Raw genomic sequence first — 10,820 nt, 5'->3', positions numbered from 1 at the left:
GTCCCGCGGCTCATGATGGTCGCCGCGCCCAGGCCGAGGCTGACCGACGCGGTGGAGAGCAATCCGATGCTGACCCGGGCGATTTCGGACACCAGCACCGCGACCATCGATCCCTGCGCGCCGAAACCGCCCGTCCCGTCCTGCTTTTCGTCGAGCGCCTCGCCCGCTTCCTTGGCCCGCTCGCGGTCCAGCATCTTCTTGACCGCCTCGGCGGCCATGACGTCGAGACCGAACTGGCTGAACAGCTTTCGCGCGATCGGATAGGGCGACATCTGGCCGGTTTCCAACTCGTCCAGATGCGGGCGGATCTCCTTGTCGACGAACTGGCGAACCGAGTCCCGAACCATCAGGTCGGTGTCGGACCACTCGATCATGGGTTCAGCGTTCGGCGCGCTGGTATGCCGTCACGACGGCCGCGCCGCCCAGGCCGATGTTGTGTTGCAAAGCGGCGGTGACGTTGTCGACCTGACGCTCGTCGGCCGCCCCGCGCAGCTGCCAGGTCAACTCGGAACACTGCGCCAGCCCCGTCGCGCCCAACGGGTGCCCCTTGGAGATCAGTCCGCCCGACGGGTTTACCACCCAGCGGCCGCCGTAGGTGGTCTGGTTGTCGTCGACCAGCTTGGGCGCCTCACCTTCCCCGCACAGGCCGAGCGCCTCGTAAAGCAGGAGTTCGTTGGCGGAAAAACAGTCATGCAGCTCGATCACCTGGAAGTCCTCGGGACCGAGCCCGGACTGGTCGTAAACCCGTTGGGCGGCTTGCACATTCATGTCGTAGCCGATGATGTTGCGGGCGCTGCCGTCGAAGGTGGACTCGAAGTCGGTGGTCATCGCCTGCCCCACGATCTCCACCGCCTGCCCGGCCAGGCCGTGGTTGGCCACGTATTCCTCGCTGGCCAGCACCACCGCGGCCGAGCCGTCGGAGGTCGGCGAGCACTGCAGTTTGGTAAGGGGGTCGGAGATCATCTTCGCCGCCAGGATGTCGTCGAGGGTGTACTCCTCCTGGAACTGCGCGTACGGGTTGTTGACCGAGTGCTTGTGGTTCTTCAGGCCGATCTTGGCGAAGTGCTCGGCGGTGGTGCCGTACTTCTTCATGTGCTCGCGGCCGGCCGCCCCGAACATCCACGGCGCCACCGGGAAAGCGAATTCGTCGATCTCGGCCAACGCCTTGACGTGCTTGCCCATCGGCGATTCCCGGTCCTGGGCACCGCCCTGCAAGGGCCCGGGCTGCATCTTCTCGAAGCCCAGCGCCATGGCGCAGTCCGCGATTCCGCCGCGGATGGCCTGCGCCGCCAGGAAAAGCGCCGTCGAGCCGGTGGAGCAGTTGTTGTTGACGTTGACGATCGGGATGCCGGTCATGCCCAGCTCGTAGAGGGCCCGCTGCCCGGACGTCGAGTCGCCCGCGACGTAGCCGACGTAGCCCTGCTCGATGTCGCGGTAGTCGACCCCGGCATCCTCGAGGGCCTTGGTGCCGGACTCCCGCGCCATGTCCGGGTAGTCCCAGCCCTCTCGGCGGCCCGGCTTCTCGAATTTCGTCATGCCGACGCCGACGACGTAAACCTTGTTGGACGTCTTGCTGGACATCTCGCTGGACATCGTTGTCCCCTTCCGAACCGTAGCCCGTCTAGCTACCCGCGACCCAGCGTATGCCTACAGCGTCGCGGGCCGTATCACCACCACCGACTTCGTGCGCGATCCCTCGTCGCGCAGCAGCGCCATCACCCGGCCGTCGGGGTCCGTGGCGGCATAGACGCCGTCGACACCGGCCGGCGAAAGGGACCGGCCGTTACTCGTCGCCTCGGCCTCCTCGGCGGACAGCTCGCGGCGCGGAAACATCAGCAGACACGCCTCGTCGAGCGTCCAGCTCAGCCTAGAAGAGGCGTCGCGCTCGGCCAGCTCGTCGAGCGAGTGCGCCTCCTGCAGCGTGAAGCGGCCGACGCGGGTGCGCCGCAACGACGTCAGGTGTCCGCCGACACCGAGTGCGGCGCCCAGATCGCGCGCCAGTGCGCGGATGTAGGTGCCCGACGAGCAATCGACCTCGATGTCGAGGTCGACGAGAGGGCCGCGGCGTCGAACGTCGGACACCTCGAGCCGGTCGATGCGCACCGGCCGGGCCTCGAGCTCGACCTCGTGGCCCTCGCGGACCAACCGGTAGGCGCGACGCCCGCCGACCTTGATCGCGCTGACGGCCGACGGCACCTGCCGGATCTCACCGCGCAGCCCGGCGACCGCGGCCGCGATCGCCTCGCCGGTCACCCGCTCGGCCGAGACGCTTTGCAGCAGTTCACCTTCGGCGTCCTCGGTGGACGTGGTCTGGCCGAGTCGGACGGTGGCGGCGTACGACTTCGACGCAGCCGTCAGCAGGCCGAGGATCTTGGTGGCGCGGTCGACCCCGATCACCAGCACGCCGGTGGCCATCGGGTCCAGCGTCCCCGCGTGTCCCACCCTGCGGGTGGAAAAAATGCGGCGACACCGGCCCACCACGTCGTGGCTGGTCATTCCGGCCGGCTTGTCGATCACCACAATGCCGGAGCCGCCGGGGCCCGGTTCGCTCATAGCACGATCGCGGTCAGCACCAGCCCGCGCTCGACCGACCAGCGCCCCCGCAGCGCGGTCAGCGGCGGGCCCGACAGCGCGGCGGGATCGATCAGGATCTTGGACACGAACACCCCGGCCCTTCCGCCGCCGGCCGGATCGACGTCGAAAACCACGTGGGCGTCCTCGAAACCCAGCCAGCGCTTCGTCAACGGGAACCAGGCCTTGTACGTTGCCTCCTTGGCGCAGAACAGGATTCGATCCCAATGCAGGCCCTCGGGCAGGGCGGAAATCTCGTGGCGTTCCTCCTCCAGCGTGACAGCGTCCAACACGCCGTTGGGCAACACGTCGTGTGGTTCGGCGTCGATACCCACCGACCGCACGGATGCACTGCGCCCCACCACCGCGCCGCGATAGCCCGTGCAGTGCGTGAGGCTGCCGACCACGCCGTCGGGCCAACACGGTTGTCCCTTGTCGCCCTTGAGGATTGGCACCGGCGGCACCCCGAGCTCGCCCAGCGCGATCCGAGCGCAGTGCCGGACGGTGATGAACTCGTTGCGCCGCTTGGCAACCGACCTGGCGATCAGCGGCTCTTCCTCGGGCAACGGGGCCAGCCCGGGCGGATCGGAGTACGCCTCCGCGTACGCCAGATCCCCATACGCCGGATCCCCGGACGCCGGCAGCACCGACGACACCAGCATCGGCTCGGTCATCGTGACTGCCGCTGGCGCAGCCGTTCCCGGAACTGCGTGGCCTGTTTGCGCATCTCGGGGGTGATCACGAAGTGACCGCCGAAGTCGTTGAGGTAGCCGGGCGCGTATTGCGGATCCGGCAGGACCTGGCGCAGCCAGGTGTACGGCTTGCGCCGCCGCCACTCCCGGGGGTAACCGACCGACACCTCCTCGAAACGCACATCGTCGTACCAAGTGGTCCGCGGGATGTGCAGGTGCCCGTAGACCGAGCAGACGGCGTTGTAGCGGGTGTGCCAATCGGCGGTCTTGGTGGTGCCGCACCACAGCGAGAATTCCGGGTAAAACAACGCGTCGCAGGGGTCGCGGACCAGGGGGAAGTGGTTCACCAGGACGGTCGGTGTCATCCAGTCCAGCTGTTCGAGGCGCGCGCGGGTGGCCGTGAGCCGCTCCCGGCACCAGGCGTCGCGGGTGGGGTAGGGCTCCGGTGAGAGCAGGAATTCGTCGGTGGCCACCACGTTGCGCTCGCGCGCGATGGCCAGACCCTCGGCTTTGCTCGTCGCCCCCTCGGGCAAGAAGGTGTAGTCGTAAAGCAGGAACATCGGCACGATCGTGGCGGGGCCGCCGCGTTCGGTCCACACCGGAAACGGGTGCTCGGGTGTGACCACGCCGAGCTCGTCGCACATGTGGACCAGGTAGTCATACCGCACCCGGCCGAAGACCTGCGCGGGATCGCGATTCGTGGTCCACAGCTCGTGGTTGCCGGGTACCCAGATCACCTTGGCGAAGCGGCGTCGCAGCAGGTCAAGGGCCCAGCGGATCTCGTCGGTGCGTTCGGCGACGTCGCCGGCGACGATCAGCCAGTCCTCCGGCGACGACGGGTGCAGCGATTCGGTGACGGGCTTGTTGCCGACGTGGCCGGTGTGCAGGTCCGAAACCGCCCACAAGGTTGGTTGACCGGTCGGCTGTCCCCCATTGCCCGACTGCTGACTTGCCACGACTAACCAGCCTAACGACCCGCTGCCCTAGGCGGGTTTCGGCCAGGGCCTTGATCGACGGATTAGAACGTGTTCTCGTTTCTCTGTGAGGCTGCTGACCCGACTTGTACACTCCCGGCCAAGGGATCGCCGAGGCGTCAGGGGGCGCGGATCAGGGGGCATGGTGTTCACCAGAGTGCGACTGATCGGAGCGGTTGCTGCGTTGATCGCGGCGGCCCTGGGGGGAACCGCGGGCTGGTACACCGGCCCGCCCGCGCCAGCCGCGGACAAGGCCGTCGAGCTGCGCTCGACCGCGGCCCCGATGGAGACCCCGGAGACCACGATGAAGAGCCCGATCGTGGCAACCACTGACCCGAGCCCCTTCGATCCGTGCCGGGACATCCCGTTCGACGCCCTGCAGCGGCTCGGGCTGGCCTTCACTCCGCCGGAGCCCGAGGACGGGCTGCGCTGCCACTTCGACGCGGGCAACTACCAATTGGCCGTCGAGCCCATCATCTGGCGCCAATACGAACAGTCGCTGCCGCCCGACGCGCTGGAGACCACCATCGCCGGGCATCGCGCCGCCACGTACTGGGTCTTGAAGCCGACGTATCACAACAGCTACTGGTACTTCTCCTGCATGGTGGCGTTCAAGACCAGCTACGGGGTGCTGCAGCAGGCGCTGTACTACTCGACCATCTACTCCAACCCCGAGGTCGACTGCCCGTCCACCAACCTGCAGCGGGCCAACGACCTCGTGCCGTACTACAAGTTCTAGCCCGGCCGGTGACCCCTAACCTGAGGGCCGTGACGTCGACACCGACCCGGCCCGCCGAACCCGCGCTGGGCGCGCTCAAGCAGGCCGGCGGCAATGCCGTCGGCCGATTGTTGGGCCTGCCCCCGGCGAGCACTGGGTACACCGTGAATCGGGTTGAAGTCCCGATGCGCGACGGGATCCACCTGGTGGGCGACCACTACGCGCCGACGACCGCCACACCCGCCGGCACCGTGCTGGTCCGCGGGCCCTACGGGCGCGGATTTCCCTTCTCGCTGGTGTTCGCCCGACTGTATGCGGCCCGCGGCTATCACGTCGTATTGCAAAGCGTGCGTGGGACGTTCGGCTCCGGCGGGGTGTTCGAGCCGATGGTCAACGAGGCCGCTGACGGCGCCGACACGGTCGCCTGGCTGCGTGAACAGCCTTGGTTCACAGGTCGATTCGCCACAATCGGGCTCTCGTATCTGGGATTCACGCAGTGGGCGCTGTTGTCCGATCCGCCGCCGGAATTGGCCGCGGCCGTCATCACCGTGGGCCCGCACGATTTCAACGACTCGGTTTGGGGCACTGGCTCTTTCACGGTCAACGAATTCCTGGGCTGGTGCGATCTGGTCACCCACCAAGAGCGCGCCGGGCGCATCGGGACCGCCATCCGTCAACTACGGGCGCAGCGAAATATCGCCCGGGCAGTGGGTGAACTGCCGATGGGCGCCGCGGCGCGGGCGCTGCTCGGCACGGGCGCGCCCTGGTTCGAATCGTGGATCGAACATCCCGACCGCGACGACCCGTTCTGGGACCGGCTGCGGTTCCCCGAGGCGCTGGACCGGGTCCAGGTGCCGGTCCTGCTGGTGGGAGGTTGGCAGGACATCTTCGTCAAGCAAACCCTGCACCACTACGCCCATCTGCGCCGTCGCGGCGTCGACGTCGCCCTCACGGTCGGACCCTGGACACACACCCAGCAGCTCAGCAGGGCGCTGGGTATCACGGTCGCGGATTCGATGGACTGGCTGGACACCCACCTGGGCGGCGCGCCCGCTCTGCGCCGGCCCAGCCGGGTCCGCGTGTACGTCACCGGCCAAGGCTGGCGCAACGTGCCCGACTGGCCGCCGCAAACCGCCGAGCGGGCGCTGTATCTGCGGCCCGGGCGGTATCTCGACGAGGCCCGGCCGACAGACCTGGCGGGGGTGGCCCCGGCGACGTTCCGCTCCGACCCCGCCGATCCGACGCCCACCACCGGCGGCCCGCTGTTGTTGCGCAGCGGCGGCTATCGCGACGACAGCCGGCTCGCCCTGCGCGACGACGTGCTCGCCTTCACCAGCGCGACGCTTACCCACGATGTGTGCGTGTACGGAACCCCGGTCGTCGAGCTGGCGCACAGCTCGGACAATCCGCACGTCGACCTGTTCGTGCGGGTGAGCGAGGTCAGGGATATCGATCCCAGGGGGCGATCCCGCAACGTCAGCGACGGCTACCGGCGCCTGAGTCAGGCCGGCAACGCCGCGACGACCGTCAGGATCGAACTCGACGGGATCGCCCATCGTTTCCGGGCCGGCTCACGCATCCGCCTGCTGATCGCCGGCAGCTGGTTCCCCCGCTACGCGCGCAACCTCGGCACCGGCGAACCGCTGTTGACGGCTCAGCAGTCGAAGCCGGCCAACCACGCCGTGCACTACGGACGCTCGCGGCTGCTGCTTCCGGTCGGACCGCCCGACCTGTCAGCCGACGGCGTCGCGGACCCGGACGGCGACGTCGGCTAGCACTGCTTCGTCGTAGACCGGCGCCGCCAAATCCGGCCGCACCGGCAGCTGCACCCAGCTCTTGCAGCCCGCGTAGTCGGGGCTGCGGGCGATGTGCACCGGCTCGGCCAACGGGATGACCGACACCACCAACACCGCCAGCTTGTGCTTAGGGCGGAAGTCGAGCCGATCGGCGCGCACCGATTCGGGTGTCCAGATGTGCAGATCCTCGATTGCAGCCAGCCCGTCGGGGCGGTTGACCTCTTGCGCGGCAACGACTTTCGCGGCGGCCCGGATCAGCAGCTGATCGTCGGTGCTGTCGGCGGCCGCCGGTTCGAGCAGGTCGCGGTGTTCGGGCCGGACGCGCTGCGCGTGGCTGTGCGCGACGGTCGGAAAGAAGAGGAATTCCCGGGCGGCGACCTCGAAACGCTTCTCGCCGATGCCGCCCTTGCGCAGCAGCACGCGCTGGCGGCCGTCCAGCAGCGCGTGCACGACGGCGCTCCACTCCTTGAGCGCGGGTGCGGTGGCGGTGAGCGTCATACCGGGCCGCCGAGCCGGGCCAGCACCTCGGGCCGGCGCAGCGGCGGAACGGTCTTGGGCGGCTGGCGCCGCGGCGGCAGGGCGCGCAGCAGCCGCGTCGTCGTCTCGGTGACCTCGGCGACCGCCGCCTCGAACGCCTCGGCGTTGGCCGCCGACGGGCGCGTGATGCCGCTGACCTTGCGCACGTACTGGCGGGCAGCCGCCGCGATCTCCTCGGCCGTGGCCGCGGGCTGCAAACCCCGCAGTTCGGTGATGTTTCGGCACATGGCTCAACGATAGGCGCCGCCCCTGATTACGGTGATGGCATGACCGACGACATCCTGCTGATCGACACCGACGAGCGGGTGCGCACGCTGACCCTCAACCGGCCCCAATCCCGCAATGCCCTGTCGACGGCGCTGCGCGACCGGTTCTTCGGTGCTCTGGCCGACGCCGAGACCGACGACGACGTCGACGTCGTCATCGTCACGGGCACCGATCCGGTGTTCTGCGCCGGACTCGACCTCAAGGAGCTGGGCAGCGAGTCGGCCCTGCCGGACATCTCACCGCGGTGGCCGGCGATGACGAAGCCCGTGATCGGCGCCATCAACGGCGCCGCCGTCACCGGCGGGCTGGAGCTGGTCCTGTACTGCGACATCGTGATCGCCTCGGAGCAGGCGCGCTTCGCCGACACCCACGCCCGGGTGGGCCTGCTGCCCACCTGGGGCTTGAGCGTGCGGTTGCCGCAGAAGGTGGGGGTCGGCCTGGCCCGGCGGATGAGCATGACCGGGGACTACCTGTCGTCGGCCGACGCGCTGCGGGCCGGGCTGGTCACCGAGGTGGTTCCGCACGAGGCGCTGCTGGCCACCGCCCGCGAGGTGGCGGCGAGCATCGTCGGCAACAACCAGAACGCGGTGCGGGCGCTGCTGGCGTCGTATCACCGGATCGACGATTCCCAGACGAGCGCCGGGCTGTGGCTGGAAGCCATGGCGGCCAGGCAATTCCGGACCAGCGGCGACGACATCGCCGCCAACCGTGAGGCCGTGCTGCAACGCGGACGCTCCCAGGTGCGCTAGGCGCGTGACCTTCCACCAGCCGCCCTACAGTGCGAGCTTCGCGCCGCCTGCACGGCCGCGATCGACCGCCGACAAAACCGCGACGGTGAGCCTTTTTGTGGTGCAAGCGGGGGCCAGCCTGCTGGCGCTCGCCGCCGCGGCGCTGGGTTTGTTGTGGACGATGATGCCCATTTGCAGCGACGACTGCGACAGCCCAGCGGTGACGCGCTTCGTTCACAACATGTGGAGCGGAGCGGGCGTCATCGTCGGCGGGGTCGCTGCTGCCGCGTTGCTGGCGGGCATCGGGGCGGTCGTCTCCGGCAGCCGTCGAACCACTCGTCGAACCCGGATGTGGAAGTGGCCGGCCCTCGGCCTGGCGATCGTGTTCGTTGCCTTCGCCATCGCCGTCCTCGCCTTTTGGGGCAACGCCATGCCCAAGGCGAAGTGATACAGCCGTCGGCGCTGAAACCCGAATCAGCCGAGGGCGGTGCGCAGCGAGGCCACGGCGTCGTCGATCGAGCCGGTGGTCGAATAGCCGGCGGCCAAGCGGTGGCCGCCACCGCCGAACACGGACGCGACGGCCGCCAGATCCACGTCGGCCTTCGCCCGCATCGACACCGACCAGTGTTGCGGGTCGACCTCCTTGAACACCGCCGCCACCTCGGCCTGCTGCGTGGTGCGCACGATGTCGACGATGCTCTCGACTTCCTCCGGGCGCGAGTTGACCCATTCGGAGTTCTCGACGACCACGTAGACCAGGCCGCGGCCACCGGCGGCGTCGGGCATCAGTTGCGCGGAACCCAGCACCCGCGACAGCATCGGCAGCCACGCGAACGGATGGGTGTCCATCAGCGCCCGGGATATCGCGGCGTTGTTCACGCCGGCGTCCACCAGCCGGGCCGCCAGCCGGTGGGCCCGCGCACTGGCCCAGCGGAAGGACCCGGTGTCGGTCGTCAGTCCCGCGTAAATGCAATGCGCGACGTCGGTGTCGAGCGGCTTGCCCCACGCGTCGAGGAGTTCGGCAACCAACAGCGTGGTGGAGTCGGCCGACGGGTCGACGAAATTCGCGGTACCGAACATGTCGTTGGAGGCGTGGTGATCGATCACCAGCAGGTGCTGGTCCGGCCCGGCCAGGTCGATCAGGGCACCGAGCCGTTTGGCGCTCGGAACGTCAACGGTCACAACCAAATCGACGCCGCGGCGCATCGCGTCGGGGTGGACCAGCAGGTGGCAACCGGGCAGCGTCCGCAGCGACTCCGGCAACGTTTCCGGCGCGGCGAAACCGACCTCGACCTCTTTGCCGCACCGATCCAGGACCGTGGCCAGCGCCAGCCCCGCACCGATGGTGTCGGCGTCGGGATGGACGTGGCAGACCACCGCGATCGTCGTGGCCGCCGACAGCAATTCGGCGGCGCGGACGGCGTCGACGCGTACCCCGGCAACTGGGGCATCGGCCAGCTCAGTTTTCGCGTTGATCGTCGTCACCGGTGTCCTTAGCGTCGAGCCCCGTTTCACGGTACGGGTCGGCCTCCCCTGCCGGCTTGGCGCCCACCCGAACCCGCGCCAGATCGGCGTCCGCGGCGCGGGCACGGGCCAACAACTCGTCCATCCGTCGCACGGTGTCGGACGTCGTGTCCCGGGTGAACGTCAAAGTGGGAGTGAAGCGCACACCGGTTCCCGCCCCGACCATGGTGCGCAGGGCGCCCTTGGCCCGATCCAGCGCGGCCGCGGCGGCCGCGTAATCCGGCTCGTCGTCGAGCGTTCGTCCCATCACGGTGTAGAACACCGTCGCATCGTGCAGGTCGGCCGTCACCTTCGTGTCGACGATGGTCACCCCGTCCAGCCCGGGATCCTTGATCTCGAACTCGATCGCCGACGCGACGATCGTGTTGATCCGCTTGGCCAGCCGGCGCGCCCGAGCGGGATCGGCCATTAGGCGCGTTCCTTTTGAACGAGCTCGTAGGACTCGATGATGTCGCCTTCCTTGATGTCGGAGTAACCCAGTGTCATACCGCATTCGAAGCCGTCGCGGACCTCGGTCACGTCGTCCTTTTCCCGCCGCAGCGACGTGATCGTCAGGTTGTCGGAGACGACGATGTTGTCGCGCAACAACCGGGCCTTGGCGTTGCGGCGCACGATGCCGGAGGTGATCAGGCAGCCGGCGATGACGCCGACCTTCGAGGACCGGAAGATCGCGCGGATCTCGGCGCGACCCAGCTGGTTCTCCTCGTAGATCGGCTTGAGCATGCCGCGCAGGGCCTTCTCGATCTCGTCGATCGCCTGGTAGATCACCGAGTAGTACCGGATGTCCACGCCTTCGCGGTTGGCCAGCTCCGTCGCCTTGCCCTCGGCGCGGACGTTGAAGCCGATGATCACCGCGTCGGAGGCCGACGCCAGGTTGACGTTGGTCTCGGTGATGCCACCGACGCCGCGGTCGATGACGCGCAGTTCCACCTCGTCGTCGACCTGGATGCCCATCAGGGCCTCCTCCAGCGCCTCGACGGTACCGGCGTTGTCGCCCTTGAGGATCAGGTTCA

General features: G+C 68.7%; 13 protein-coding genes and 1 pseudogene. 4 read left to right on the top strand and 10 right to left on the bottom strand.

Going from position 1 to position 10,820, the window contains the following annotated elements; translation table 11 throughout:
• From A5736_RS01865 to A5736_RS01845, 5 genes and pseudogenes are all read right to left on the bottom strand, one after another.
• Nucleotides 1–374, bottom strand: a pseudogene (locus A5736_RS01865) (acyl-CoA dehydrogenase); the annotation flags it as partial.
• Between the two features lie 4 nt (nucleotides 375–378).
• Complete coding sequence (locus A5736_RS01860) at nucleotides 379–1,581, bottom strand: lipid-transfer protein (RefSeq protein WP_076244222.1); 1,203 nt, start codon at nucleotides 1,579–1,581, stop codon at nucleotides 379–381.
• Between the two features lie 66 nt (nucleotides 1,582–1,647).
• On the bottom strand, nucleotides 1,648–2,553 hold the full coding sequence (truB, locus tag A5736_RS01855; protein ID WP_076244220.1) for a tRNA pseudouridine(55) synthase TruB: 906 nt from the start codon (nucleotides 2,551–2,553) through the stop codon (nucleotides 1,648–1,650).
• Nucleotides 2,550–3,245: a 4'-phosphopantetheinyl transferase gene (locus tag A5736_RS01850; RefSeq protein ID WP_076244218.1), complete on the bottom strand. Its 696-nt coding sequence runs from the start codon at nucleotides 3,243–3,245 to the stop codon at nucleotides 2,550–2,552. Before A5736_RS01850 ends, truB begins: the two co-directional genes overlap by 4 nt.
• Nucleotides 3,242–4,219, bottom strand: a complete 978-nt coding sequence (locus A5736_RS01845; RefSeq protein WP_076244216.1) for a metallophosphoesterase — start codon at nucleotides 4,217–4,219, stop codon at nucleotides 3,242–3,244. Before A5736_RS01845 ends, A5736_RS01850 begins: the two co-directional genes overlap by 4 nt.
• A gap of 163 nt (nucleotides 4,220–4,382) precedes the next feature.
• On the opposite strand from A5736_RS01845, the gene A5736_RS01840 reads away from it, so the two are divergent.
• The gene (locus A5736_RS01840) at nucleotides 4,383–4,976 is read left to right on the top strand and encodes a DUF3558 domain-containing protein (RefSeq protein WP_076122163.1); all 594 of its coding nucleotides are present in this window, start codon (nucleotides 4,383–4,385) and stop codon (nucleotides 4,974–4,976) included.
• A gap of 29 nt (nucleotides 4,977–5,005) precedes the next feature.
• Nucleotides 5,006–6,730, top strand: coding sequence for a CocE/NonD family hydrolase (locus tag A5736_RS01835; protein ID WP_076244214.1), 1,725 nt, complete (start codon nucleotides 5,006–5,008; stop codon nucleotides 6,728–6,730).
• Here the strand turns inward: A5736_RS01835 and A5736_RS01830 are convergent.
• A complete protein-coding gene (locus A5736_RS01830; protein WP_076244212.1) occupies nucleotides 6,689–7,249 on the bottom strand; it encodes a DUF1802 family protein in 561 nt (186 codons plus the stop codon). The two genes, A5736_RS01835 and A5736_RS01830, sit on opposite strands and share 42 nt — an antisense overlap.
• Nucleotides 7,246–7,515, bottom strand: a complete 270-nt coding sequence (locus A5736_RS01825; RefSeq protein ID WP_076121998.1) for a DUF2277 family protein — start codon at nucleotides 7,513–7,515, stop codon at nucleotides 7,246–7,248. Before A5736_RS01825 ends, A5736_RS01830 begins: the two co-directional genes overlap by 4 nt.
• A gap of 39 nt (nucleotides 7,516–7,554) precedes the next feature.
• On the opposite strand from A5736_RS01825, the gene A5736_RS01820 reads away from it, so the two are divergent.
• A complete protein-coding gene (locus A5736_RS01820) occupies nucleotides 7,555–8,304 on the top strand; it encodes an enoyl-CoA hydratase (RefSeq protein WP_076244210.1) in 750 nt (249 codons plus the stop codon).
• 85 nt (nucleotides 8,305–8,389) lie between these two features.
• Nucleotides 8,390–8,731, top strand: a complete 342-nt coding sequence (locus A5736_RS01815) for a hypothetical protein (protein ID WP_139333073.1) — start codon at nucleotides 8,390–8,392, stop codon at nucleotides 8,729–8,731.
• 26 nt (nucleotides 8,732–8,757) lie between these two features.
• Here the strand turns inward: A5736_RS01815 and A5736_RS01810 are convergent, their stop codons facing one another.
• The 3 genes from A5736_RS01810 to A5736_RS01800 form a co-directional block, all read right to left on the bottom strand.
• Nucleotides 8,758–9,768, bottom strand: a complete 1,011-nt coding sequence (locus A5736_RS01810; RefSeq protein ID WP_076244206.1) for a bifunctional oligoribonuclease/PAP phosphatase NrnA — start codon at nucleotides 9,766–9,768, stop codon at nucleotides 8,758–8,760.
• Nucleotides 9,743–10,216, bottom strand: coding sequence for a 30S ribosome-binding factor RbfA (gene rbfA / locus A5736_RS01805; protein ID WP_076063583.1), 474 nt, complete (start codon nucleotides 10,214–10,216; stop codon nucleotides 9,743–9,745). The genes A5736_RS01810 and rbfA overlap by 26 nt, the downstream gene beginning before the upstream one ends.
• Nucleotides 10,216–10,820: EF-Tu/IF-2/RF-3 family GTPase (locus A5736_RS01800; RefSeq protein WP_371328350.1), on the bottom strand; the 605-nt coding region annotated here is incomplete at its 5' end. The genes rbfA and A5736_RS01800, both read right to left, overlap by 1 nt.

It is taken from the genome of Mycobacterium sp. SP-6446, from assembly GCF_001954045.1.
In the GTDB taxonomy this organism is placed as follows: Bacteria; Actinomycetota; Actinomycetes; order Mycobacteriales; family Mycobacteriaceae; genus Mycobacterium.
The sequence above is the reverse complement of the archived record's forward strand: the minus strand, read 5'-3'. Positions and strand labels throughout refer to the sequence as shown.

Bases quoted from the DNA above. Each gene is read 5' to 3' on its own strand.
- A5736_RS01860 (WP_076244222.1), bottom strand. From the start codon at position 1,581: ATGTCCAGCAAGACGTCCAACAAGGTTTACGTCGTCGGCGTCGGCATG.
- rbfA (WP_076063583.1), bottom strand. From the start codon at position 10,216: ATGGCCGATCCCGCTCGGGCGCGCCGGCTGGCCAAGCGGATCAACACG.
- A5736_RS01850 (WP_076244218.1), bottom strand. From the start codon at position 3,245: ATGACCGAGCCGATGCTGGTGTCGTCGGTGCTGCCGGCGTCCGGGGAT.
- A5736_RS01825 (WP_076121998.1), bottom strand. From the start codon at position 7,515: ATGTGCCGAAACATCACCGAACTGCGGGGTTTGCAGCCCGCGGCCACG.
- A5736_RS01830 (WP_076244212.1), bottom strand. From the start codon at position 7,249: ATGACGCTCACCGCCACCGCACCCGCGCTCAAGGAGTGGAGCGCCGTC.
- A5736_RS01820 (WP_076244210.1), top strand. From the start codon at position 7,555: ATGACCGACGACATCCTGCTGATCGACACCGACGAGCGGGTGCGCACG.
- truB (WP_076244220.1), bottom strand. From the start codon at position 2,553: ATGAGCGAACCGGGCCCCGGCGGCTCCGGCATTGTGGTGATCGACAAG.